A 26,229-nucleotide genomic window follows, 5' to 3' on the forward strand; every position below is an offset into this window, starting at 1 on the left:
GATGGCCAGGGTTAGAACACCCCGGTTTCATCAACTTCCGGATCTTTAAATTTCGTTTTCAAGTAAACCCACAACACGACGAAGGCTAAGGTCAGCGACTGGATGGTCAGTTCAATCGTGACATCAAAGTGAATCAACCCGATCACCATCGCTAGCAAACTGCCAATCCCCATCATCATCAGGGCTAGGTTGACCGCCTCACGGTAGTTGCGAATATGCGTAATTTTGTTATGCCGCGACAAGAATAAGAAGAACGCCGCGCCGTTAACCAGGATCAAGTTGACCCCGACGATAATCAGACCGAGCGTCATTAACATGAACAGGCCGATCATCACTTTGTTACTTTGGTACCACGAGCTGACCAAGAAACCGTGCGCGTCCGTCTTTTGACTGATCAACGGCACGTACTTGGCATCGAAGGTACTACCTACTGAACGAACTTCAAAGGATTTGGCGTGCAAGTTCAGCACGTTTTCGCGTCCAGCCATGTCCGCAGCACTCAGGTTGAAGCCGGCGACGTTGTTCGCCGTTTTAGTAATGACCTGGCGTTTCACGTGGTGGAACTGCTGGTTGCTGAAGTCCGCGTCCTTAAGTGCCGTCTGCATCTCCGCACTCGCCGCCATCTGGTCAACGGCCGGCATGAACGGCTTCAAGTTATAGCTGGTTTGCTGGTTATAGTAGAACGGAATCGGGATCAGCATCACCGCCGTTAAGAATAGGAACAGGACGATGATTTGTAACCAGTTAAACTTCGCACGGTTGGCAAACATTCTTCGAGGTGAGAAGAGGCTGCCAAAAAACCGGACCGGAAACGCGACGGTTCCTTCCTTTTTTGCTGTCATCTGCATCTAAAGTCACCCCTACTAAAATTTGATTTAACCCTTGCTCCCACCAGCGAGTAAGCCGGATACGAAGAACCGTTGCAGGTAGAAGAACAAGCAAGCAATTGGTAACGCGATCAAAATGGCCCCGGCGGAGAAGAGTACCACCTGTTGATTTTGCGCGTTGTTAATAAACGTTTGTAACCCCACGGCAACCGTGTAATGCGATTCGGTCGTGAGTAAGAACTTGGCCATCAGGTAGTCTTGAACTGGCGACATGAATGCCCAGAGTGCTTGAACCGCGATCATTGGCTTGACCAGCGGCAAAACGATCGACCAAAAAATCTTGAAGTTACCGGCACCGTCCAACTTGGCGGATTCGTCCAAGTCGTACGGTACGTTGTCAAAGTACCCCTTCATCAACCAAGTGTTTTGTGGAATCCCACCACCAATGTAGATGGCGGTCAAGAACCAGTAGTGGTCCAACGCGTTCAGCATGTTGGCCAAAACGTAGTAAGCCGTTAAGGCGGCCATCGTTGGCACCATTTGGATAACGATGAAGAACGTCAAACTAAACTTCTTACCGGCAAAGCGGTACCGACTGTAAACGTAACCGGCTAACGTCACAACAATAACCTGGATCACCATGCAGGAAATCGAGATGACCATCGTGTTCAAGTACCAGCTACCGTAAAGTGAATCGGTGAAGAGCGCTTTGAAGTTTGCTAACGTCCATTCACCACCGAAGTCGAGGACGAATGCCTGTACGTTGGCGTTTTTGAACGCCGTGATGAAGGTGATCAACACCGGATAAATAATAATGATGGCGAGAATCACCATGTACAGGTAGGTGAAGAATTGTTTCCAAAAACGGTGACGACGGGCGCTATTTTGTTTGGAATTTGCATTTTTTGGTACTGCAGTCGTATTTTCCATAACGTTAGTCCCCCATTTCAAACGCGTGCGTCTTCTTGAAGACGATTAGCGAAACCCCGATGACCAAGACGGAAATAATCAACGTAACGGCGGCCGCAAGTGAGTACTGTGGCGACGTCCCGGTCGTTAACTTGTAAATCCAAGAAATCAGGATATCCGTCCCACCGGCGTTGGCCCCCACGTCACCGGGACCCCCTTGGTTGAACAGGTAGATCATCGAGAAGTTGTTGAAGTTAAACGTGTATTGCGTAACGAAGATCGGGGCGGCGATGGCAAAAATCGTTGGCAAGGTAATCTTATTGAACTTTTGCATCACGGTCGCGCCATCCAGCGTTGCGGCTTCGTATAAGTCGTCCGGAATGGCTTGCAAGATCCCGGTAATCATCACGTAGATGTATGGGAACCCGAGCCACCCTTGAATCATAATGATGGCAACCTTCGTCCAGAAAGTGTCGGTCATCCAATGAATCGGCGCGATGTGGGCGAATGGGAATAAACTGTTCCAAAGGCCAATCACCTGAACGTTGATCGCACCGGCAGAGTCGTTGAAAATGTTCGAGAAACTCATGATCGAAACGAACGCTGGAATCGCCCACGGTAACAGGAAAATAACCCCGAAGAACCGTTTCCCCTTAATAAAGTTTTGGTTGGCGATAACCGCCGTTGCAATCCCAATCACGATTTGTAAGGTTGTCGCGCAGACCGTCCAAATCACGGTCCAGCCAAAGACGGCGTTAAAGGTTGCCCGGTAACTACTGAGGAAGAACATCGAAGTGAAGTTCTTCAAACCAATCCAATCCAGCAACATGGCCGGTGGAATGTGGGCAAAGTCGTAGTTGGTAAAGGCCATCAGCAGGGTGACCAGTACCGGGAAGACGATCGTGAAGATCATCAAGAAGTAGGCCGGTGTGGTCAGCAGGTAAGCAAACCCACCGTCCAGTAAGTTCGCACCTAGTTCCTTGAACGTGTGCGAAACCTTTTTACCGTTATTAATCAGTTGTGCGACGTGCTTGGCATCGTACAAGTTCGCAATCCAGAAAATGAAGAAAACAATTGTGAGTAAAATTTGTAACGTCCCGTAAATCATCATAAACAAGGAGTTATCTTCCATTGACACGGAGCCTAAGGTGAACAGGTTCGCAAAGGCGCTGACCCCTACGAACGCGAACTCTGCGACAAAGGCTAATAGAATGATGATGAAGAGGACACCCTTTAGTTTTTGGCCGTTATAAAATTGACCTAACCCGGGAATAATTGACAGGCGTTGCGCTTTTTTCGCATCTTTTGTTTGCATGTCGCCCGTCCCCCTTTCCTAATAAATCCAAAATAAAGTGCATTTTTCTTTTTAAAAAGGCTGAGACAAAACGAATTTTGTTTCAGCCCCCTTAATGCTATTGACTAATCATTATTTATCGTATTTCTGAGAAATATTAGTTGAGATGGTCTTTTGTGCCTTGTTAGCAGCTTGCTTTGGTGTCATCTTGCCACTAGCAGCGTTAGTAACCATCGTTTGTGCAGGTGTCCAAACTTCAGCCATTTGTGGCAAGTTGATCAGCGGAACATCCTTATCGTATTGCTTAGAAACGGCTTTAGCCATGTCGTTGCCAGTTGATACGGCGTACTTCCGTGCGGCCGTGTTGGCTGGAATTTCGTTAGCTGAGTTGTACAGCTTCTTCTGACTAGCGTCGTTTGACAAGTAGTCTAACCAAGCTTGTGCAGCGGTCTTGTGCTTAGAGTAGTTGGAAATTGCCCAGGCTTTCCCACCGGCAAACGCTTGATAATCCTTACCATTTGGTAACGTTGGTAATACGGCAACCCCGTAATCAACTTTGGACTTCTTGTAAGTGGCAGCCATCCAAGGACCGTCGATAACGGCCGCTGTCTTGCCAGACGTAAATTGGGACGTCACAAAGTTTTCGTTTGAGGTAACGTTTTGCATACCACTTGGCCAGTACTTCGTGAACCACTTGGTCATGTAGGTCAATCCGTCAACCGCACCGGAGTTGTTCAAGCCGAGTTTCTTGTAGTTGGTGTTGTTGTCGCCAAAGACGTAGCCGCCATAACCTTTAATGACCCCAAAGGAATTATAGAAGTTGGTCCATTGCGTCAAGAAGGCAACCGACTTGCTCTTATCATTAGCGTAAGCGTATTTCTTATCCTTCGCTAATTTTTCAAGTTCCGTAAAGGTCTTCGGCGCGTTCTTGATCAACTTCTTGTTGTAATACAAGACGTCGGATTCGATCGTTACCGGAGCAGCGTAAACCTTACCTTTATAGGTAACGGATTCTTTCCCAGTATCGTTGTAACGACCCTTAACTAACTTAGCCGTTGCCAATTGACCTTGCGAAGCCATTTGACCAACCCGGTCGTAAGGGGCCATTAAGACGTCGGGACCCTTGCCGGAAGGACCGTCCAACTTCAAAGCGTCGTCTTCATCAAGCATGGCCTTGTATGAAACCTTCACCTTAACGTTGTACTTCTTTTCAAACTTTGGAATCACTGACTTCATATAAGATTTATACGACGGGTCAGCGGAAACCTTTAACGTCTTGTCCATCTTTGATGAAGAGCTGGACGAAGATGATTTACTATTACCACAACCTACGAGTGTGAGTGCTAAACCAGTGGCTAACGCACCCATCCCCAACTTTTTCCAAGTACTCATAGTGCTTCCTCCTTGCGAAGTAACTTAATTCATTTACCATCATCATTATGCAACCGTGCAAACGTTTTTGCAAGCGTTTTCGTAATGTTAACGTTAACAAAATTTGTTAAAAAATAAATCTCAGTTATATAAATAACTGAGATTTATTGATATAACAACGTTTATACCAGTTTAAAAAATGTTAACGCTTTTTGTTACGTCCCACGCGATTTAATTTGCCTATACCAATTTCACATAAGCCATGAATTATTTTTAACTTAGTTGGCAACCACCAAACTACTCCACGCTGGCAGACTGACCGTCAAGCCGTCAACTTGCGCCCCCGCTTGGGTCAATAAGACCCGTTTGCCTGCAAACGGTAACGTATAAGTTTGCGACCGCGGCGTTAAGTTGCAGACGATTGCCGCCTGCTGGGTGCCATCGTCGATCAGGTACGTGAAGAGCGTCTGGTCGCTTGGCAGCATGACGAACTGCCCGGTTGCAAACGGCGCTTGACGCTTCAAGGCTAATAATTGCCGGTAATAATTCCAAACACTTGCGGAATCCGCCATTTCTTCGGCCGCGTTCATCGTATCGGTATCCCCGTGTTTCCACGGTAAATGGTCGGAAAAGCCGTGGTACTTGCTAGTATCCCACTGCATTGGTCCGCGCCCCGCCATCTTGTGGGTCCGGTTCAACATGCCGAGAATCGTCGGCAACGACTGGCCCGCCCGCTGTGCACTCGCCACGAAGTCCGCCACGGTTTGATCCTCAAAATCAGCCAGCTCGTGGTAACAGATGTTGGTCAAGCCCAATTCTTCACCGTAGTAAATAATTGGCGTCCCGCGCTGTAAGTACAGGGCGGTTGCCAGCGACTTGGCACTAGCGAGTGGGTAGTCCGGATCACCGTAGCGGGTCGCCACCCGCGCCATGTCGTGATTATTCCAGTACAGCGTCGGTAAACTAGTTCCCGCTAAGGCCGCTTGAATGCCGACAGTGTGCTGTTTATAAGTCGTAACGTCGATTGGCCGCGGTTGAAAGGCGTTCGAAAAGCTCGGGTCGTCGCCACTTTCATCGTCCGCGAAGGTCTTAAAAGTGATTACTTGGTCACACTCATCCGTACCGGGGGTCGTGTAGTCGACCATTAAGTGTGGATCGGCCGAGGAAGCCTCACCAACCACGTAAACGTCGGGGTGCTGGGCTTTAATGGCCGCCACAAAGTCGTGCAAATAGCGGTGAACTAACGGTAAGTGGGCGTAAAACATGTCGCTGATTACTGGTGTTTGGTCGCCGTCCGCACTCGGATAAGTTTGGCGGAAATCGGCTTTGGCCAGGTGGATAAAGGCGTCTAACCGCAAGCCGTCGACCCCCTTTTCGACCCAGAACAACGCCACTTGTTGCATGGCTTTTTGAACCGCCGGATTTTGCCAATTCAGATCCGGCATCCGTTTATCGAATAAGTGGAAGTAGTACTGGTCCCCACCGGCAGGATCCTTTTCCCAAACGCTGCCGCCAAAAAACGAGCCCCAGTTATTGGGCCGCCCACCATCTGGCGCGGGATTTTGCCAAAGGTAGTAGTCCCGGTACGGACCGGTCGGATCAGCCAGCGCCTGCTGGAACCAGGGGTGCTGATCGGAGGTATGGTTCAAGACGAAGTCAAAAATCAGGTACATGCCGTTATCGTGGACGGTCTTGATCAAAGTCTCCACGTCGGCCATCGTTCCTAGGCTGGGATCGACCTGGTAGTAATCGGACACGTCGTAACCGTTATCCACTTGTGGGGACTGGTAGATTGGGTTAAGCCAGAGCGTCGTTACCCCGAGTTGCTTTAAATACGGTACTTTCGCCGTGATACCGGCAATGTCGCCGATGCCATCGTGATTACTATCGTTAAAACTCTTTGGATAAATTTGATAAATCATCTGTTGGTCATACCAATGTTGTTGCATCGTACCATTCCTCACTTAACGGGTCGATTCGGAGATCGATAGCCGTGAATTAATAATAATTTTTTCTTGTTCAGTCGTCTGCGGGTGGGCGATTTTAGCCAGTAATAACCGCGCGGCGGCTCGGCCCATCACTTCCAGTGGTTGTTTCATCGTCGTTAACCGCTTCGATGCAATCTGATTTAAGAAGACCCCGTCAAAGCCGACTACCCCATAATCGTTCGGCACGTTGCCGCCCTGCTGGATAATGCCGTCTTCAATCCCGATCGCCAACCGGTCACTCGCACAAATGAAGGCCGTATTTTTGGGGAACTCCAACCAGTGCTGGCGCAGATAATCGGTCGCGATGTGGCCGTGGTTCGCCAACCGGATGACCCTTGAATGGAGATGATTCTCACCGACAAAGTCCTGAAAGCCGCGTTCACGGTCAAGTTCAAACGGTGCATCGACCGCAATGCCGACAAACACCAGATTATCGTAGCCACACTGCACGGCGTAGGCGACGCTGTCTTGAATCGCCTGATAATTATCCGTATCAACGTAGTCATAATCCTGATAAGTCCGGCCAAAAAAGACGACCGGCTGGGAAAGTTGCTCAACCCAGGCGTAGTTTTTTTCGCGAATCCCGGTCAATATATAACCGTCACATTCGCCAACTTTGTAACTATTACTCGTTGCTAGTTGTAGCGCGTACTGGTGCTGGTTCAACTCATTAGAGATTCCAGCTAGTAACATCATGTAATACGGTTCGGTCGTATCCATATCCTCAAAAATCGTTAGCTTGACCACCCGCGTCCGCCGGCTAACTAGTGCTCGGGCGGCCGCGTTTGGTTGGTAGTTCAGTTCGGCCATGACGTTTAAAATGTTGGTCCGTAATTCTGGCCGGACTTGCCCCGGATGATTAATCGCCCGCGAGACCGTCATTTTAGAAACGTTGGCTCGCTTAGCGACGTCGTGTAGCGTTGCCATTGCCTAACCTCCCCCTGATTATTTATTAGCACACTATTTTAACGAGGCAATCGGGTGAACCGAATGCCGTTCGATAATTTGATGGGGCACGATCACCGCCGTGGTCAACTCATCGGCCGGATGATCCGCCATAACAATTTTGGCCGCTTCTTCGCCTAAGCGCTGTGGAAAGACGGCCACCGACGTCAACGTTGGGTGCGCCAAGTCGGAGAAAATCGAATTATTAAAACCAATTAGTGAAAACTGGCGGACTTTCCAATCCGGATCGTTATGCAACACTTGTTGCAATTTTAGCGCCAGCATATCATCGACCGCCACGAAACCGGTCACGTCCGGGTGCGCCTTAAAGAACTTTTTCAGGGCAGTCACTCCAGCCGCGTGGTTTTCAAAGCGTTCGCCCAGTAAAATGCTTGGTAGTTGCTTTTGCATCATCGCCCGCTGGTAGCCCAAAATTCGGTCACTTTGAACCATCTTAGTCAGGTCCGAATATAAGAAACAAATTTTTCGGTGACCGTGGTCGATCAAGTACTGGGTCGCGTCGGTACCGGCCTGAATGTTGTCGTTATCAACGTAGGAGGTCCGATTAACTTCCTGATACGGCTTACCGATGACGACGTACTGCACGTCAAAGTGGTTCAAACGGGTAACGACCGGATCATTTTTTTCTGAATATAATAAAATAAAATTACGAATATGGCCTTGTGCAATCATCACGTCGATATTGTGAACGAGCTCCTCACTGGAAATACCGGTGGCCAGCGTCGTCATGGCGCCGTTTTGACTACAAACCTGATTAATGCCGCGAATCATTTCTAAGAAAAACGGGTTCGAAAAGATCTCGTGATGGTCGACCGGTAAAACGACCCCGATCGTATTACTAGCCTTCGTTGCTAAGTTTTGCGCGTTGAAGTCCGGCGCGTAGTTCAGCTCACGGGCCGCCTTAACGACTTTATCCCGCGTTGGCTTACTGATCATACTACTGCCATGCATGGCGCGGGATGCCGTGGATGCCGACACCCCCGCGCGCTTGGCAACATCCTTAATGGTTGCCATGTTATTCCCCCCGATCTGATTCTTCTACAAGCTTTAATATAAAACGTTTTCATTTTAATTGCAAGCGATTGCATAAATTTTGCACAACGCCTTTCCAGACCCTTAATTTAATAAAATTATTGATATTCATCCCCGTGGTCATCCGCTTCTTCCTTGAAAAACTGGCATAACCCCACGCTTTCCCTTAAAATACTAACTATCAATCACTTAGGGGGCTTGTTCCATGTCAACACAATCATTAGTCAAGAAGCTGTCGTTACTCGGCGTCCTGACTGCTATGAACCTAATTTTAGGAAGTTTACTCTCAGTTCAGTTTTTAACGACCAAAATTTCGTTCGCCTTTATCATCGTCGCACTAACGGCGCGGCTCTTCTCACCACTAGTTACCGCCGGCGCCACCGGCCTAGCCTACTTTCTCGGGATGGTGCTCTTTCCAAAATTCACCTTTTTCCCCGGCTTTATCTTAACGGCCGCACTAACCGGTTTAACGTTTGGGCTCGCGTTCCAACACCAGCAAACGCTACTCCGAATCTTAGCCGCCAACTTCATCGTCGTTTTCATCTGGAATTTCATTTTAAATAGTCTATGGTTGCACATAATGTACCAGATTCCGTGGCCGGTCCTGCTGACGACCCGCTTTATTCAGGAAATCGTGACCTACGTCATTTACACGGCCGTATTAGTCGTACTCTTCAAAGTACCGATTTTAAACCAGCTAACAACTAAGTTTAAAATCCAATAAAGAAATGGCGGCTCCCGAAAATTACGGGTACCGCCATTTTTAACCTAATGTGCGTTTTAGTTACTTCACGTACTTCGCAACTTGGGTCCCGGCTTGGCGACCAAAGATAACGATTTCCGCAACGGAGTTCCCACCGATCCGGTTATCACCGTGTAACCCACCGGTGACTTCACCCGCAGCGTAGAGCCCTGGAATCGTCTCACCGGACTTCTTCAACACTTCGGTTTGTGGGTTGATCTTAACGCCACCCATCGTGTAGTGGATTCCCGGTGCAATCTTAATTGCGTAGTACTTCGGCGTCTTCAACTGGTTATCCATCCCGGTCGTCCGCTTGTACTGGCTGTCCTTCTTATTCTTGACATCCTGGTTCCAAGTCTTAACCGTCGCGTTCAGTTTAGCTGCTGGAACGTCCAACTTCTTCGCTAACGCGTCTAAGCTGTCAGCACCAACCACCATCTTCTTCTTCTGGTACTGGTTAATGGCCTTGACCCGGTCCTTCACGCCACCGTCAAACAGTACGTAGGCGTACTTCCCGTCCTGCTTATTAATTGCGGCGGAAACTACGTCACGGGTGCCCATTTCGTTAGTGAACCGTTGCCCGTTCTTGTTGATCAAAATACCGCCTTCACCACGGACCGCTTCACCGACCAAGTACGGTGGCTTTTGGAATACCGTTGGGTGAATCTGAATTTTATCCATTCCAACCGTGTAGCCGCCCAGTGCCGTAATCATCTTAATCCCGTCACCAGTACTCCCTTCTTGGTTGGTCGTCACGTACTTAGCCAAGTCCGGCCGGTACTTCTTGATCATTGCCTTGCTGGCACCAAAGCCCCCGGTCGTCACAATGACGGCCTTCGAACTAATGGTCTTGGTCTTATCCTGGTTAAAGGTAACCTTTACGCCATCAACTTTGCCTGACTTTTCGTTGATTTTCGTCACGTCAGCATTAACGTAAATTGGAATGTTATTTTTCTTAACGTTCTTGAGCAAGCCGTTCACCAAGTAACCCCCGACTGCGGAACCGTCGGCCGGCCGGTGCGTCCGTTTCACGCTCATCCCACCGGTAATCGTCAGGTTCGTCAGCTTGATACCCATACCGTCTAACCAATCCACAGCACTCGCCGAATGGTCAACGAAGAAACGTAACATCTTCTTATCATTAGTCCCGTGACCACCCTTAAGTGTTTCGTCATAGAACTTATCGTTACTATCCTTAATGCCATCCTTTTTCTGCACGGACGTTTCCGAAGCGTTCATCCCGGAAGATGCCTTCAAGGTATTCCCCCCGGCTACCGGCATTTTCTCCAAGATAACCGGCTTTAGTCCTTTTTCCTTGGCCGCTAACGCCGCGGACATCCCGGCACCACCGGCACCCACAACGACCACGTCATACTTCGACTTCAAGTCCGACATCGACGAATATTCCGTCTTAGAGGCCCCGGACGTAACCGCCGTCTTCTTCGCACTACTACTGCTACTACTTGCCTTTTTCGTGCTATTCGAATTGCCACAACCACTCAAACTAGCCGCAACCATCGTTAGCGTTGCCACTACTGAAAAAAGTCGGGTCTTCATAATAAATTCCCCCTGTATAAATATAATATTGTGAATATATTAATTAAATTGTATCACGCGGATTCCAGATTCAATACCCCTATTTCGCTAATCTCACCATATGCTAATGATAATTCGCGACCGATATTCAGTATTTTTTCACAAGGCTTCCACTTACACAAAAATAAAGCCGTAAACGCGCGACTTGTCGGTTCCTCCGCCTGCCAAGAAAGTAAAGATTTGCGGGGAAGTGCTCATTCCCGGTCCCTACGCCTACACGAAAGCAAGGCTGTGGGCACGTTCGGAAGCCAATTCAAAACCCGAATCGTCTCCCAAGTCGGCCTTGTTGTAATTCGCCAAGAGACGGCGACCAACAACAATTTCACAGCCATGTTTCGAAGGGCTCCGAGACCTCGATAACATCACTATAACTAATAACATGACAGTTTTAATGAATTGGCCACACAGTTAGTAGGCAATTCACTAATTTTGGACATCTTAGTAGAATATCGCTTTAGACCTCACTGATAACTAACCTTGATCAGTGATTCTAGATGCCTGGATTCAGAAGCGCCGAGTTTCATAAATAGTGACCACCATTCAATAATTAATCACCAGACTAACGCAATCTGTTCATAAAAATTAACGTATTAGTGCCCGCCAACGACCGATTCAGGCCAGGCGGGAAAGCGGGAACAGTCCCAGCGGTGAAATTTCACTTGGTCGTCGGTCTTTGGCGAGTTAGTGAAAGCCCGGTGGTTAAGACCTGAACTTTGGGCTTAACCCCGTGGCCACCGCGTTCCGGACTGAGTCCCGCTGACCGGAGGGCTGGCAAGAGAATACTAGCTTGGAATCGAGTACAACCAATAAACATGATGTATCGTTATTCAGCTGTTTAACATGATTAACGCTATGTCGACTGGCAGATAGCTATAACAGCGAGTTCTAAACGAATTGAATAATAAAAAGCCGCCCCCATCAGTTAGTCCAATGTGGGACGGCTTAAAAATAATCAGTTTAATTTAGAGCGGCGACCATGCCGGCTAAGAAATCTTTGACCGTTCCGACGAAGACTTCTTGGGAAACGGTCATGACGGGGGCGGTCACGTCTTGGTTGACGGAAAGGACGTGGTGGGCGCCCGCCATGCCGGCTAAGTAGTGTTCGTCGCCGGAAACACCCAGGTTGATGAGTACTTCCGGGGCAATCGTGACGGCGTTGTCACCAATCTGTTGTTCGACGCTGAATTGTTCTAGCGCGGTCAACGGTTGGGTGACCGCAATTGCGGCACCAATCCACTTGGCGAGTTGTTGTGCTTGCAACAGGGTGGCCGGTTCGAGGGCGCCCCGTCCTAGGGCAACGACCCGTTTGGCGGTGGCGATACTGCCGACGTTGACCGGAACGTCTTTGGTGAGGTGCAGCCGTTTGACGACCCGGTGAAGGTCGGATACTTCAATTTGGACCGATTCAACGTGGGCTTTTTCAGTGTTAGCCGGTTCGCTCAGGGTGCTGATGGCGAAGTCCTTGGCGAGTTCACCCGGGGTACCCATCAAGAAGGGTAAGGTCTGGAGATCGCGGTTGAGAGCCATCAGTGGTGAGCGGTCGTTGTAAGCTAAGTTACCGATTAATTTAGTGACCGAATTGAGCCGAGCGACGCTGTATTGACTGGCGGTAAAGCCGGTCAACGCGGCGGCTTTCGTAAACGGTAGTTTCAAATCGGCTTGGCTGGCGGTTGAGAGTACGTCTAAACCGAGTGAACGACTAAAGGCCAGTAACGGTGTTAGTTGAATCAGCGGTGGTTGTTCCGTGAAAGCTAACCGTTGAATTTGTTGACTGGCATTTTCTAACGTTCCGGCACTGACCGCGGCAAGTAAGAATTGACCGACACTTTCAGCCCGTTGGCGCACGGCGATGCCGCCCCCCAACGCTCCTAACCGGTTGGCGGCGGTCACTTGGACATGATCAAGCGTGAGGTCCGCAATCGTCAGCCCGTGGAGACCGACCGGTGCGAACGGGCTGGTGACTGTAAGTCCCGGAGCATCCGCCGCAACCAGAAAAGCGTTGACCACGCCCGGTTCCGTTTCCGCCGTAACTAGGTAAGCCGCGGCTAACCCAGCGTGAATAACGTGACTAACCGTGCCCGTCAGTTGCCAGCCAGCCGGCACAATCTTCGCCGTGAGCGGTGGGTTAACACTAGCTTCCGCTCCTGTTGCGGGCAGGCCTAACAATTGGAGTGGCGTTAAGTACGTCTGCCACTGCTGGTCGGTTCCGTACGTCACAACGGCATCGGCGACCTGCCACCACGTTGCCAGCAACGTTGCTAAACTGGCAGACTGCTGGGCAACCGCTAGTACCGTTAGGGCTTGATCACTCAGCCGACTGCTGCTGGCGGGTAGGCCGGTCTGGGAAATGCTATGCTGTTGTAGCGTTTGTAAAACAGTTGTATCGATTGAGCCCGCCGCTTCAACTTTAGTCGTTAGCGGTTGCAATTCATCCGCCAGTAACGTGTTCAACCAGTGCCAGCGCTGGGCCTGCTTAGCAGTTAAATTCAATTCCATAACGGTCCTCACCTCGATAATTAATTACCTTTAACTTACCACACTTTGATGAATTTGCCCCTGAAAACTAATGAACGGGGGTTACAACACTGGTCGGCAAAAAACCGGCAAACGGTTCCCCATTTACCGGTTTAAGGCCTATCGCTGAACAAAGCCGTGTTCGAGAATTTCCATGTAAGCTTTCGCTCGTTCGACGACCCACTGCACGTCGGCCATCGATTGCGCATCGTGGTGCTTCGCCATGTGGGCTTGAAACTCTGAAAACACCTGGTTATATACACCGACAATCAGGTCCACCACGGTCGCTTCATCCAATTCCGGCCGGAGCGGCATCTGCTTTAAGACGTTGCGAATCATTTGCCGCGACGTCGCAATCGTTTGATCGTAGAGCGCCCGCATCTGTTTCTGAACGGCCGCGGGTAAGTGCGCACTCTCGCCGTACGCGTTAATCAGTAAACGCATTTCGTCTGGATGACTGCGGCCAAAGTCACTTTTATACTTGGTCCCGCGCACGATCATGTCAACTAGGTCGGCGGGAACGTCGTAAATTGCCGGGTCAATCGTATCAATAATCACTTGGGTCGTGTGCTGGATCGTCGCCACGTATAACCCCTGTTTACTGCCATAGTAGTGGAAAATCAATCCCTTTGAAACGTCCGCATCCGCGGCAATAACGTCCGTTTTAGCCCCCCGGTAACCGGCCGTGGCAAAAGCGTGACAGGCCGCCTGCATAATTCGGGCCACCTTTTGTGGGTCCTTTGGAATCTCTTTTTTCGTCATAAGTCGGTCCTCCCCGTTACTGCGCCAGGTCGCGGCGTCGGTAACCAATTGCTGCTAATCCTAATAGTAGCACAGTTAACCCCAGGCACCACCAACTGACCGACCAATCAATCGCTTTAACTGGGACCCGGTCAACAAAGCCTAGTGGACTTAGGTGCTGGGCCCACTCCGGCAACGTTAAAAGGGTCCCGAGGTAGACGGCGAAGAAACTGTACCCGAGCCAGCCCCACGCAAGGTAGCGCCACTTAGGTAACCAGCCCACAAGCAGACTGGCAACGGCAATCATCACCAGCATGGCCGGCAAGTACGCTAACCAGACGTGCCAGTATGACGCCCAGGCTAACGAGTCGTTCATCGTGATGGCACCCATCACCGCCATGCCCGCTAACCCCGCTAGTAAAACGGCTGCGCCGGCCAGCGCGCCCCAGCCCGTATAAGCGGCCCAAACGTGCCACCGTGCCGCGGCGGTCGCGCCAACTTGATGTAGGTAACCTTTTTGCTCATCACCAACTAGTTTCAGCGTCAACTGAATGGCGGGAATCAACGCAATAATTACCATCACGATGGCAAGGACCGCCACAAAATTTTTCACCACTAAGCGGTTAGCCGCCGCCAGTGCCGAAGTCCCCAGCAGTTGCTTGATCATCGGGTTAGTCTTCGCTAGGTCGCCAATCGTGTTGAACACTGAGCCGTAAGCCGCACCCAGTACAAAGTTCGCCACCAGCCAGGCGACTAGTCCCCCGCGGGCTTGCCGCCAAACTAAACCGACTGGTCCCCGTAACCACCAGCTCGCGCGTTGGCGGCCCCGGCGCGTCGCAATTACGCCGGCCCCCAGGTCCCGCCGCAAACGAATAACGATGGCAAGAACGGCTAACAGTAATCCCAACAATAAGTAGGCCCACACCGGCGCCCAGTCATTGGCCTGGTAAGCACTAATTTTTTCAACCCAACCAAACGGGACCCACCACGTTAGCTGCGGGTCACTAACGTCGGTACTCATTCGCAACACAAATAGCAAGCCTAAAACGGCAAAGCTTAGCCGGCTAGTTCCACCGGCACTGTCCGCTAGTTGCGCCATGACGAGCGTCAGCATCCCGAACGCCCAGCCCACCGCAGCCAGACCGAAACCAATCAGCCAGTTACCCGTCGAATCGGCGCCCGGCATCGCCGCCAGTTGCAGGCCGAGGCCGTAGCCGCACCCTAAAATCAAGTTTAGTCCCGTTAATTCAACAATGGCGGCTAGTAACGGCGCCCCGCGTCCAACCGCGTGGGCGGTCACTAATTCGGTTAAGCCGGCGTCTTCGTCATGACGGGTGGCCCGTACGCCGATGATCACGTTCATAATGACCATAAACAACGCCATAAAGACCAACATTTCGGCTGCAAATACTGCTGCCGTTGTGTACGGTGGCTTAGCCGTCATCGGTCCAAATAGGGCGACCATTGCGGGGGTTTTTAACGTTTTGACGATTTCATTAAGCGCCCGCTGGCTGCCGTAAATCTGGTCGAACTTGGCGGCCACCGCCGTCATCAAGCCTGCCAATACGACGCACCACAAAACCAGTTGGGTCCAATCGCGGCGTAAGTTAAGCTTGACCAACGCACTGGTACGTGTAAACCACTTCGTTAACGTCATTCGGCTCACTTCCCATCTACTGCTTGGTCGGCGCCTTGGTAATAGCGCATGAACAAGTCTTCCAACGTCGGCGGCGTAGTTGTCAGTGCCACGAGCCCCTTCTCAGTTAGGAACGCCATAATGGCCGTCAACTGATCCGCGTCCACCGCAAAGGTCACGTGGTGATCAGTTTCGACGGTTACCCCGTGAACCCCGGCTAGTGCCGCCACGTCCGTAACCGGTGCCGTTGTTTGCACATCAACCGTTGTGCGGGTCAGGTGCCGCATGTCGGCCAGGGTACCCGTTTCAACGATGCGCCCCTCACGAATAATGCCAATGCGATCACACATTTTTTCCACCTCGGATAAGATATGACTCGACAATAACACGCTCTTCCCACGCGCTTTTAATGCAAGTACTTCCGCCTGAAAAGTCTGCTCGTTGAGCGGGTCTAAACCCGAAGTTGGTTCATCAAAAATGTAAAAGTCGGCGTCCATTGAAAATGCCGCGATTAAGGCCACCTTCTGCCGATTCCCTTTTGAATACGTCCGCGCCTTTTTCCGCGGATCCAAGCCGAACTTTTTAATCAGCGTCTCCGTTTTGTCGCTATGCCGATCACCATTTAGTCGCAAAAACATATCGATAATTTCGCCACCACTCATATTCGGCCACAGGGTGACGTCGCCAGGAACGTAGGCGATGCGGCGATGAATCGCCACGCTATCACGCCAAACATCCTGACCAAAGAGCGTCGCCTGCCCACCACTCGCGCGAATTAGCCCTAATAAGATGCGAATTGTCGTTGATTTACCGGCCCCGTTGGGACCAATAAAACCAAAAACTTCGCCGGGGTAAATTTTAAAATCCACGTCGGTTAACGCGTGAAATTGACCAAACTTTTTTTGTAAATGGTGCACATTTAATAATGGTGCTTGTGCCATACCGCTCACTCCTAACCCGTTTTATTTGAATTCAGCACTATCATAATCATTGTTGACCAGAAAGTCAATGACTGGCGAGTCAATTCTTGAGTTAATAAAAACACCCGCCATAATCCGGGTGTTTGCTAAGTAATCAAACTTATTCACGTTAATAAATCGTCGGGACGAGGCCGCCATCCGCCCGAATGGCCGCACCCGAAAAGCTGCTAGCTAGCGGACTGGCAACGAAGACCGTCAGCCGGCCGATTTCTTCCGGCCGAATCAGCCGTTGGATTTGCGACAACGGCCGGTGGTGAACCATAAAATCATGTTCCCAGGCTTCTCGTGGTAACTCGGAATCCGCGTACATCGTGTCTAACATCTGCTGAACCCCTTCCGTTAAGGTCGAACCGGGCATAATCGTGTTAATCGTCACGTGACTACCAACAGTTAACTTCGATAAACTCTTCGCCAAGGATAGGTTCATCGTCTTGGTCATTGAATACTGGGGCATTTCCCCAGACGGCATGATGGCTTCTTCGCTCGCAATAAAAATGATCCGACCAAAATCGTTGGCCAACATCGCGGGTAGGTAGTGCTTGGCTAAGCGGTTACCCGCCAACACGTTAACGTTAAAAAAGTGTTCCCAGGTGGCATCATCAATCTCGGCGTACGCCATCGGCTTAAAAATTCCCATATTATTAACTAAAATATCAACCGTGGGCACCCGTTCAAACAGCGCGGTGGCTTGGTCGGGGTCACTAATATCAAACGGTGCGGCTAACGGGGTCGTTGCTGGGTAATCGCTGGCAAGCTGGTCAACGACTGCTTGAACCGTGGTCGCACTCCGCCCGTTAATCACCACGTCCGCGCCCTCTTGCGCAAAGGCCGTGGCAATGGCGCGGCCGATTCCCTTAGTGGAGCCGGTCACCAATACCCGTTTATGGGCTAATTGCATTTCCATCTCTAATTAAATCCTCCGCTTTCAACGTAATTGAGGCTTAAGTCTACTCGTACCACTGCCAAAAGCCAATTAATTAGTCCCAGTATTTCCCGGGAAATAAAAAATCACCAACTGGGAAAAATTCCCAATCAGTGGTTAATCTTATTCAGCACTTGTTTTTTCGTATTCAGCCAAAACTGGCATTACGTAATGCTTTTCCGCCTGTTTACGTGCCATGATTGCGTCATCCATGTCCGCAAATTGCTGGTTCAAGACCAGTTTACCGCGGTACATCAACCGTGCGACCCATTTTTGGGAACAGCGATCAAACGAAACCCCGATCACACCACTGCGGTTCCGGCTATTCGGCTTTAACCGGTTGACCGACGTTCCCTGATATAACGGTAAGTTATCACTACGACCCATATTTTTACGGGTCTTTGGATTTTCAAAAATATTTTTACGACTGATATCTGCCCGTAGGCACCCACAACTCTTAGTGATGCCTTTCCGCAGCCGGTAGCTGTCTACGACGACTTGGCGTCCGCACGTGCATTGACACAACCACCGCGCGTTGCCGTTTGGTGCACTTTCAGCCCGTTCCACTACTGTTAGACGGCTGAACGTTTCACCCGTTAAATCTTTTAGTCGCATCAAATCACCTCGTTAATTTTTTGCTAATTCGTTTTTATCGAACGTGTAATTATAAAATAAACTGATTTTGTGAAAATAATGTGACGAATACTAAAATATTCATTACATTATTTATTTACTTTTTAATAAATAAAAATAACGGCTCAACACACCGCACATTCCAGCTTTAGTAACCATTTTTAGAATACTACTATTTCTATATGTTGTCATTTATTATTATTTATTTTATAAAAAACGCAAAAAAATCCGTCGGCAGCGTTCCTGTCGACGGATTATCTACATAAAACCAATTGGTCCCAAGCCCAAAAAGCTGAGTACCGAAATCTCCACATCCGGGCCCACGACCGGGCGTAACGCCTGCTTGATTTCCGCTAAACTAGCCAACGTCCGTACGTCGTACCAATAAACGTTCTTGCCATGACCGACGAGTGTCCATTCACCCAGATCTTTTACCCGTTCAACGTCTAACTCCTGGGTCATGTGGCTCAAAAAGACGTGCTGGGTCGGTTTCCAAGCATCTTGATATTGCTGGGTCTGCAACCGTAACCGGACAACTTGGCGGTGCGCCCGTAACGCAACCAACAGTGGGCACAAACTGATTGCTAACCACAGTGCAATCGTCCAATCCAAAGCCGGTTCCACCAAAATCCCTTTAAATCCCAGCGTTGCCACAATTGCTAGCCCACCAATAAAGAAAATGTTCATCAAGTTCAATTGGTGGGCGCGCAACGCCAACGCAACTTTCAGTTGGAGGGTCGCGTCACCATTATCAACCTTCCCCTTAATTAAGTGGGTGGCCTTAGCCGCTGCTGAATACAATACCACGACGTCCGGTTCGTTAATCGGGCACGTCACGAGCACTTCAAACGGTCCGCGCGCCGAACCAGGGGGCACCGCGAGCTTACTCGGAACGTACTCACTAAAAATCTGCAACTTGGCGGTCGTCTTAGCAAACCGGTACCAGTTGCCGTGAATTGCCGTGAGTTTCCACCCGTGTTGCGCGCGCCGATTCAGCCAGCGGCGCTCACTCGCTGAACCCTTGACCGATACCCGGTATCGCCACATGCTGATCACTCCCCCCTAATAACGACTGGCTACAATACTTGTTCGTCCGTGCAAATCTGATGTAGTAACGCTAAGCGTCGGCACTCGGCAGCCAAGACCGCTTCGCCACTTCCAGTGATTTCATAAGTATGCTGATCATCCGCGTCGACGTGTTCCGTAATCAGATAATCATGCGTCATTGCGTGTAAGTTAGTAAATAACGTGCCCAGGCCCAGCTGAAGTTGCCCGTGCGTCAGCGTCGCGATTTTTTCAGGTAAATCGCCACTTTTGACCGGCTGGCGCACACTCATCAACGTCAAAAAGGCCGCTTCGGTCATAGGCTCATACTTATCGATTAGCCGTTGGTAAAACTGCTCCGCCATGCTTACCCCTCCAATTTAAAAGCGCTTACATTATTAATTTAATTATGGCGCTTTCACCAGGGGAATGCAACTTTCCACGCATCCGCCTCAGCAGCGCGCAACCGCCCTAACTTTGATTAATTCAGCAAACTTGTAGCGCCTATTAATACCCCCGGTCACTACCCCGCGGGTATAATGATATCGTCCACACTAAACGTTTAGGGGGAGTGGCAACATGGAAGTTCATACAACTAGTTTAGATCAACAATCGGTCATCTTTTCGGCGGCAATCAAGGCCTTAGCCGGCGTCAAACCCGAAGTCGACGTTGATTTTTCAAAGGTTTCCAATCAGGAGGAGGCCCGCATCTTAGCGCAGGCCGCGGTGACGCAGTTCACACCGATTTTTCGGAAGCTGTTGGAACAGGGGTACGAAAAGGCCATCTCAAAGGGGCAGTTAGCGGAATGGGGCGCCTACTACCTCGCACATAAAGTTCATGACAAATCGTAGTCTAATCACCTATTCAACACGAAAGGGACTGCCGGCGAAATACCGGCAGTCCCTTTTGGTCGCACACGTCATTGTTTCACGTGAAACATCCCTAATGTTCCATTAACCACTGAAACTGTTGCAACGCGGCCCGGTGGTCACCGGTGTACTGGTGTGCCACGTAGTAGTAGGCCAACGTTTCGTGAACTTGGGCTTGTTGTTGCGGTGTTAGTTGGTAATACTGGTCAAACCGCTGTTGAAATTCAGTTAACGACGCGCTGGCCGGCTGCTCCCGCTGACAAAACGTCCGGAGTTCCCGTTGCCGCACTTGCCGGCGCTGAACCGGCTGTAAGTTTGGCCGGGTACGTAACCTGGTCAGTAACTCGCTTTGCAGCGGTTGAGCGGCGTTAGCCGTCACCCACTTAACCGGATTACCACTCGCAGCTGCGGCGCTTAACCACTCGGCGGATAGTCCGTCCGCCCAGCGAGTTGCTAACAACCGCTGCCAATCCGCCCGTTGATCAGTGGACTGGTGGTAAGTCCAGCCCCAACAACTATTATAAAGGTCGTCGTAAAAGCGGGTCGTCTGGCGATAATCCAAGTCGCGCGTAATTTGGTTTAAATCGTTCACAAACTGGCGGTCGAGCATTGCCAAGCGCTTTACTTGAATCTGTCCGATCTGGCGGTACTCCGTGACGATCTGACCGAACTGGTAGCCGTTCACTAACGGCCGGGTCGTGTGCGGGGCACGTACTTTGGCGAACGCTTGCTTGGCTTGCTCACGCTGCGGCCGGGTCACGATGATGGCCGCCAAGCGTTGCAAATACGTTCGGTAAGGCTGACTATGTTGAAAGGCGTGGGCGGCACTCGCCGCGCGCGCCTTGGCCGTCCCGCGTTGCTGTTGCTGCTCGCGCTCCCGTTGTTCAACAACTTGGCGTTGCTGGTCCTGCCGGCGCTGGTCATTTAAGGCCGCCAATTGCTGATACCGTTGTTCAGCCGGTCGTAACGTGGTTAACGGTAACACCGCCGCGCGCCGTTTTAAGTAACTCGTAACCGTCGCCGTCGTCGTTTGCCGCAACACGGTCGCTTGTGGCCGGTAGTCGGCACCGAGGTCCGGTAGCCACGGCTGTGCGAACATGATGGTTGGCACGGTCGGTAGTTGCGCCGTTAGCGTTTGATATTGTTGAACGGCCTGTACATTGTCTTCCGTCGTAATCACCATCAGGTAGCGGGTCTCCGCGTTCATAAACTTCTTAACGCATTCCGATCCCACGATCAGTTGGCGGTGATCGTACTTATCCTGAACGTGGTATTCGTAACGCACCGGTTTATGACATAGTTGGCAGTGCCGCCACCGTTGCCGGCTGGCACTCGGATTGATCACAAACGGCTCGCTAGCGAGTAACTGCCACTCGTGACTGCAGGCCGCCAACCAGTTGGCGTGCTCCTGAATAATCAAATTACGCACGGTGCTTTTTAAAAAAGCGCTGTCCGCCTTGATCGTCACGTGCTCACGCAATAGTTGACTAATTTGTTGTAAGGTACTTTGTCGGCGCGTCCGCTCGCTCATCAGAAAAAAGCGGTTTTCAGCGGGCGTGACCAGGGTCGTTGTGGTAGCCACCAGACCCCCTCCTCTCTCAAAAAAACTGCCTTATTAGCATACCACACGCGCGCCAAAAAGCGCCCCGCAAAGGTTGCTCGCGGGGCGCTCCTAACTAATTTCAATTAACTAAACATTTTCTTGGTTGCTTTCAACAACGTCTTCGGATCCTTATCATAACGTGGCGTCTTGACCAGGTTCTCCATTGGTACGCCGGCAAAGTGGTAAGCCGCAATTTCACCAGAACGAACCGCACTTTGTTCCGTGAAGATCATCTGGTAAGGTTGTTCGGCAAATTCACCGGTGAAGGCTAAGTTCGTGGAATGCTTTGGTAAGACCTCCGGACGGTCGGACTTAGCCCGCTTGTTGAAGAGGGCCGAAGCGTACGGCATGTAAACTGGAATGCAGTTAATGATGCTATCCAAGATTTCCTTTTCCTTATCCTTAATGTTCCCTGGACCAGGATCGACTTTAGATAATTGCCCAATCAATTCCTGGGCCATCTCTTTCCCAGTCATTTCAATGTACGGCTTGTGGACAAATTCGCCGTGACGCCGTGGGTACAGGAAGTAGCCCCAAAGTACGGTTTCGTTTGGCTTCTGTGTCGTAAAGTGTGGTTGGTGGTGCACCACGATCGACATGTTAACGTCCTTCTGGTTCAATGGCGTAATTGGCGTTGTGGACAGGAAGGAGTTCAACGCGTTACCAGGTTCCTGGGTGGTGATCCGTACGATTTCGTTTAAGAACAGGTGGTTCTTAGTCGTTAACGTGAAGCTCGACCACTCGCTGGAACGCCGGTCGTTAAAGAACTTGTCCGGGGTCCCTAAGTTGTAGAAGCGTTCGCTGGCTTTCTTCCAAAGGGCGGCACTGATACCATATTCCATGTTTTCCGGTGCCGGTGTGTTGTAGTCCCCCATGGTTGCCGAGTCGGTAATTGAGCCGTTCGTGAAGATCACGGCGGTGTCGTCATCGACTTCAACTTCTTCACTATCCCCCGTCTTAACGTCTTTGACCACTAAGCCGGTTACGGTGATTTCATCTTGCATCGGCGTGTCCTTGAAGCGCCAGTCGGTCACGATCTTATTATCGATAAAGTTGACGTGCTGGCCTTCCAAGTACTTAATCAGCGGTAAAATCATACTTTCAAACTGGTTGTAACGGGTCCGGTTGACCCCAACCAGGTGTTCAATTTGCGTAAATTCATAAATCATCTGGTGCATGTAACGCCGCAATTCTTGAGCCGAGCTTTGCGTTCTGAAAGCAAAGGTCGTTTCCCACATGTACCAGAAGTTCGTGGTGAACATGTGCGGATCGTCCTTGAAGTAGTCGGCAATCGATACGTTATCCAACTTGGTTTCTTCGTCATCCGGCATCATGACCAACTTGCTAAGTAGCGTCCGGTCCTTATTGTTCAGGCCCAACTTGCCCGCTTCAATAATACCCTTACCCGCTTGCATTAACCGTGCGATATCGTAGGTCCGGTGCTTCGAATCGAAGTCGCGGGTGTCCTCAGCGGCCGTCATCCCCGGTTCGGTAACCGATGGGATCCGGTCCAATAAGTCCATCACGTCAACGTAAGTCCGGTAGTTCAGCATCCGCCCACCACGGGCAACGTACCCGGTCGTGTTTTCCATCGGGTGATTCTGGTTCCAATATTCACTGGTAAAATCGGTGGTTGGTCCACCATCGTTTGCACCGTGCATATCCACACCGTAGAACGTGATGTCCTTACCATCCCAGTGGCCATCTTGAATCAAATATACAGCGGAAGCCATGTTTGCAAGCCCCGCACCAATCATAATTGCTTTACTTTTAACCATAATAACGCCCCCAAAATGAAATTTTTAGGTATTTGTTAACGCTTATAGGTACATTATACAACTTGGATAGTGATTGTCTAGTTTGAGCCGAAAAAAATTCATTTTTTTCATTAAGCTACCGATAAATCGCCTTAAGATCCTTGTTATACCAGCGTTTAGCGATTTTAAAAATTAAGATTTTCCAATTGGCGTTTTACTAATTGTTAAATTATTTCTATTTAATATTACAAAATAATATAATTTATCTATGATTTTTGCGACCTTTTCTCCTGTTACTGGGCGCGTGCATGCCTTACCATGGAAGTTGATTAGCAATATAGGGGGAATTTTTTGAATGCGACCAACTAATGCGCATAACTCACTACCCGCACGAATTGCCGCGCTGGTGTTCAGCTTACTACTTAACGCGCTCGGCAACGCCCTGTGCGTGACCGCCAACGTCGGCAGCGGGATGTGGACCGCGGCCGCCGTGAACCTACACGCCGCCATCGGTCTGGACGTCGGCTTACTACTCTTTATCGTGGGTCTGATCAACGCCCTAACCAATCAACTGTTAATCCGCCGGGTTGATTTACCACGCTTCGGCGGCGAACTGATTTTTGTGCTGTGTTTCAGTTACCTGATCGACGTCTTCATCGCCGGCCTCACCTGGCTCGGCTTACCGCACTTACCCTGGTTAATTCGGGCGCTACTATCGATTGTTGGTGTCTCAACTTTCTGCGTCGCAATTTCAATTTATCAACGGGCTAACATTTTCATGCACCCCAATGATGATACGACCAACATCCTGCGCTTCATGTACTTGAAGGGTAACGCCACCGCCTCACAACTAATTGACTTCGTACCACCGATTTTAATTATGACGGTCACCTTCTTTATCACGCACCAAGTCCAAGCGGTCAACATCGGTACCATTTACTCACTATTCATGAACGGTGTGCTGATCAGCACCGCCGACCGGCTCGTTTTCCCACGGCTCGTGCATAACTTCAAATTGAATCACTACCCGTCATAAAACAAAAACTGGGAACCAGCGCTAATCAACACTGATTCCCAGTTTTATTTTATACCTATTTTTGACCAAGCGTTCAAAATTAACGGATTGTACCGGTATATTGGAACGCGTCACTGGTCGGATCCTGCAAAAAGGCCTCTAAATCAGCCATATTTTCGATAACCGCCTTACCAGATTTCGCCAACATCACGTTAAAGGTGCCCTCCGCTAAGGCTTCGCCATAATAAGCGACCGGAATGTTGAGCCCGTAAGCCGTCCCGGTTTCCCAAATCGTGCCAGTATCAAAACCATCAACGACCGCCACAACAAGTTGTGCCCGCTTCAAATGATCGACGTTATCCACAAAAACCGCGTTACGATCGGCTTCCGTTGCGTCCGGCGTCAAATCGATTCCATCTAAACGGGGACTATAATAACTGATTTTAAGCTCGTTCATCAATTGTTCGATTTTGGCCAACCGTTCCGGCTGCCCGTCCGTAAACCAGGGTCCCGCTAAATAAACACTCGGGGTCGTACTTTCAATTCTTGAAGCCACGTTATCAATTCCTTTCACCCTTAAGTTGGTTTATTTTAACGGTTAATCGTTCCTAACACAAGTTGACAACAAAAAACCACACTAGTAACTGACCAGTGCGGTTAAAACTATTTACTTGGTACTAAGTTGGCTGAGCCCGTTAAAGTCGGCAGTTGACAGGTCAACGTTCGCCGCCGCCACGTTATCGGCTAAGTGTTCCACGGAACTCGTTCCGGGAATCGGAATAATGTTTTCCGAACGCTTCAATAACCATGCCAAGGCAATTTGAGCTGGACTGACGTGATACTTTTGCGCCATCGTGCTTAAGACGCTCCCTGGTTGCGCCAATTTACCGGTTGCCAGTGGGAACCACGGTAAGAAGGCCATCCCCTGTTCAGCTGCGTAATCGACGACGTCATCGTCTTGGTGATTGGCAACGTTATAGAGGTTTTCAACGGCGTCGATTTTCGCAACCTTCTGGGCTGCTTTAATTTGATCGACCGTCACTTGACTTAGACCGATATGCTTGATCTTACCCTCATCTTGTAACTGCTTCAATTCACCGACTTGGTCTTCAATTGAAAAGTGCGAATCGATCCGGTGCAAAAAGACGAGGTCTTCGTGATCAAGTCCCAAAGTCATCATCGAAACTTCGACCTGTTGCCGTAAGTAGTTGGGCTCACCGTGGGGCGTCCAAATATTGGGTCCTTGCCGGGTTTGCCCCACCTTATCCGAAATGAATACCTGGTCCCGATTTTGCGCACCCTTGAGACCGGCAGCTAGGTAGCGGTCCGCGTACCACGGTCCGTACGAATCAGCAGTATCAAAGAAGTTAACCCCGTAGGCTAAGGCCCGTTGAATCACTTTGATGCCGTTGTCCGGATCGGCATACGGCCCCCACGTTCCGGGTCCGGTCAACTGCATTACGCCGTAGCCCAACCGGTTAACTTTAAATTGATCATCAAACTGATACGTGCCTGCGTTCGCCGCATTAATCGTTGTCATCCAATCGCTCCTATCAAAATTAATACTGTCCTTCAATTAATCGCCCTTAGTTTACCCCCAGCAACCGGTAGCTGGTCAAACATTTTACCCGCGTGATTTAAACTTCCATTGACGTGTTCGCCGGGATGGCCGTGTCGTGGTTGGATCACCGACTAACGTTAATATGCCTAACGCAATGGCAATCACAATTAAAATTTCCATTTTAAACGCCCCTTTTATTTTTTCATGGCGTTAGTTTACCGGCTTCGT

The 26,229-nt window shown here is 50.0% G+C and carries 23 protein-coding genes; 3 read left to right on the forward strand and 20 right to left on the reverse strand.

The window, feature by feature from the left end:
* Positions 1-11: 11 nt before the first annotated feature.
* The 7 genes from FFM82_RS01550 to FFM82_RS01580 form a co-directional block, all read right to left on the reverse strand.
* On the reverse strand, positions 12-848 hold the full coding sequence (locus FFM82_RS01550) for a DUF1189 domain-containing protein (protein WP_225425574.1): 837 nt from the start codon (positions 846-848) through the stop codon (positions 12-14).
* A gap of 27 nt (positions 849-875) precedes the next feature.
* Complete coding sequence (locus FFM82_RS01555) at positions 876-1,757, reverse strand: sugar ABC transporter permease (RefSeq protein ID WP_137644113.1); 882 nt, start codon at positions 1,755-1,757, stop codon at positions 876-878.
* A 4-nt stretch (positions 1,758-1,761) separates the two neighbouring features.
* Positions 1,762-3,051: an ABC transporter permease subunit gene (locus FFM82_RS01560; protein ID WP_137644114.1), complete on the reverse strand. Its 1,290-nt coding sequence runs from the start codon at positions 3,049-3,051 to the stop codon at positions 1,762-1,764.
* A 111-nt stretch (positions 3,052-3,162) separates the two neighbouring features.
* Entirely contained in the window at positions 3,163-4,422 is a 1,260-nt protein-coding gene (locus FFM82_RS01565; protein ID WP_137644115.1) for an extracellular solute-binding protein, read from the reverse strand.
* A gap of 257 nt (positions 4,423-4,679) precedes the next feature.
* A complete protein-coding gene (locus tag FFM82_RS01570) occupies positions 4,680-6,350 on the reverse strand; it encodes an alpha-glucosidase (protein ID WP_137644116.1) in 1,671 nt (556 codons plus the stop codon).
* Between the two features lie 15 nt (positions 6,351-6,365).
* Entirely contained in the window at positions 6,366-7,316 is a 951-nt protein-coding gene (locus tag FFM82_RS01575) for a LacI family DNA-binding transcriptional regulator (RefSeq protein ID WP_137644117.1), read from the reverse strand.
* 33 nt (positions 7,317-7,349) lie between these two features.
* Positions 7,350-8,369, reverse strand: coding sequence for a LacI family DNA-binding transcriptional regulator (locus FFM82_RS01580; protein WP_137644118.1), 1,020 nt, complete (start codon positions 8,367-8,369; stop codon positions 7,350-7,352).
* A gap of 223 nt (positions 8,370-8,592) precedes the next feature.
* Between FFM82_RS01580 and FFM82_RS01585 the strand changes: the two genes are divergently transcribed.
* Positions 8,593-9,111, forward strand: coding sequence for a folate family ECF transporter S component (locus FFM82_RS01585; RefSeq protein ID WP_137644119.1), 519 nt, complete (start codon positions 8,593-8,595; stop codon positions 9,109-9,111).
* 60 nt (positions 9,112-9,171) lie between these two features.
* Here the strand turns inward: FFM82_RS01585 and FFM82_RS01590 are convergent, their stop codons facing one another.
* The 9 genes from FFM82_RS01590 to FFM82_RS01630 all read right to left on the reverse strand — a co-directional run bounded on the left by FFM82_RS01590 (position 9,172) and on the right by FFM82_RS01630 (position 19,560).
* A complete protein-coding gene (locus tag FFM82_RS01590; RefSeq protein ID WP_137644120.1) occupies positions 9,172-10,686 on the reverse strand; it encodes a flavocytochrome c in 1,515 nt (504 codons plus the stop codon).
* A 996-nt stretch (positions 10,687-11,682) separates the two neighbouring features.
* A complete protein-coding gene (locus FFM82_RS01595) occupies positions 11,683-13,221 on the reverse strand; it encodes an FAD-binding protein (RefSeq protein WP_137644121.1) in 1,539 nt (512 codons plus the stop codon).
* Between the two features lie 138 nt (positions 13,222-13,359).
* Positions 13,360-14,001, reverse strand: a complete 642-nt coding sequence (locus tag FFM82_RS01600) for a TetR/AcrR family transcriptional regulator (RefSeq protein WP_137644122.1) — start codon at positions 13,999-14,001, stop codon at positions 13,360-13,362.
* Positions 14,002-14,017: 16 nt separating this feature from the next.
* The gene (locus FFM82_RS01605; protein WP_137644123.1) at positions 14,018-15,637 is read right to left on the reverse strand and encodes an ABC transporter permease; all 1,620 of its coding nucleotides are present in this window, start codon (positions 15,635-15,637) and stop codon (positions 14,018-14,020) included.
* Positions 15,638-15,642: 5 nt separating this feature from the next.
* The gene (locus FFM82_RS01610; RefSeq protein WP_137644124.1) at positions 15,643-16,557 is read right to left on the reverse strand and encodes an ABC transporter ATP-binding protein; all 915 of its coding nucleotides are present in this window, start codon (positions 16,555-16,557) and stop codon (positions 15,643-15,645) included.
* Between the two features lie 148 nt (positions 16,558-16,705).
* A complete protein-coding gene (locus FFM82_RS01615; protein ID WP_137644125.1) occupies positions 16,706-17,500 on the reverse strand; it encodes an SDR family NAD(P)-dependent oxidoreductase in 795 nt (264 codons plus the stop codon).
* A gap of 141 nt (positions 17,501-17,641) precedes the next feature.
* Complete coding sequence (locus FFM82_RS01620) at positions 17,642-18,133, reverse strand: alcohol dehydrogenase (protein ID WP_137644126.1); 492 nt, start codon at positions 18,131-18,133, stop codon at positions 17,642-17,644.
* A gap of 276 nt (positions 18,134-18,409) precedes the next feature.
* A complete protein-coding gene (locus tag FFM82_RS01625) occupies positions 18,410-19,198 on the reverse strand; it encodes a hypothetical protein (RefSeq protein ID WP_137644127.1) in 789 nt (262 codons plus the stop codon).
* A 29-nt stretch (positions 19,199-19,227) separates the two neighbouring features.
* Positions 19,228-19,560, reverse strand: a complete 333-nt coding sequence (locus FFM82_RS01630) for a helix-turn-helix transcriptional regulator (RefSeq protein WP_137644128.1) — start codon at positions 19,558-19,560, stop codon at positions 19,228-19,230.
* A 214-nt stretch (positions 19,561-19,774) separates the two neighbouring features.
* Here FFM82_RS01630 and FFM82_RS01635 point away from each other — a divergent pair, with 214 nt between their 5' ends.
* The gene (locus tag FFM82_RS01635; protein ID WP_137644129.1) at positions 19,775-20,047 is read left to right on the forward strand and encodes a hypothetical protein; all 273 of its coding nucleotides are present in this window, start codon (positions 19,775-19,777) and stop codon (positions 20,045-20,047) included.
* A gap of 91 nt (positions 20,048-20,138) precedes the next feature.
* Here FFM82_RS01635 and FFM82_RS01640 read toward each other — a convergent pair whose 3' ends face one another.
* A complete protein-coding gene (locus tag FFM82_RS01640; protein ID WP_137644130.1) occupies positions 20,139-21,647 on the reverse strand; it encodes a hypothetical protein in 1,509 nt (502 codons plus the stop codon).
* A gap of 104 nt (positions 21,648-21,751) precedes the next feature.
* Positions 21,752-23,446 (reverse strand): oleate hydratase, encoded by a 1,695-nt coding sequence (locus FFM82_RS01645; RefSeq protein ID WP_137644131.1) that lies wholly within the window; start codon positions 23,444-23,446, stop codon positions 21,752-21,754.
* 334 nt (positions 23,447-23,780) lie between these two features.
* Between FFM82_RS01645 and FFM82_RS01650 the strand changes: the two genes are divergently transcribed.
* Positions 23,781-24,461, forward strand: coding sequence for a DUF6198 family protein (locus tag FFM82_RS01650; protein ID WP_486336088.1), 681 nt, complete (start codon positions 23,781-23,783; stop codon positions 24,459-24,461).
* Positions 24,462-24,540: 79 nt separating this feature from the next.
* Here the strand turns inward: FFM82_RS01650 and FFM82_RS01655 are convergent, their stop codons facing one another.
* Both FFM82_RS01655 and FFM82_RS01660 read right to left on the reverse strand, forming a co-directional pair.
* Positions 24,541-24,996, reverse strand: a complete 456-nt coding sequence (locus tag FFM82_RS01655) for a nucleoside 2-deoxyribosyltransferase (RefSeq protein WP_137644132.1) — start codon at positions 24,994-24,996, stop codon at positions 24,541-24,543.
* Between the two features lie 111 nt (positions 24,997-25,107).
* Positions 25,108-25,980: an aldo/keto reductase gene (locus tag FFM82_RS01660; RefSeq protein WP_137644133.1), complete on the reverse strand. Its 873-nt coding sequence runs from the start codon at positions 25,978-25,980 to the stop codon at positions 25,108-25,110.
* Between the last annotated feature and the right edge of the window lie 249 nt (positions 25,981-26,229).

The organism is Lactiplantibacillus plajomi, from assembly GCF_005405405.1.
Lineage (GTDB): Bacteria > Bacillota > Bacilli > Lactobacillales > Lactobacillaceae > Lactiplantibacillus > Lactiplantibacillus plajomi.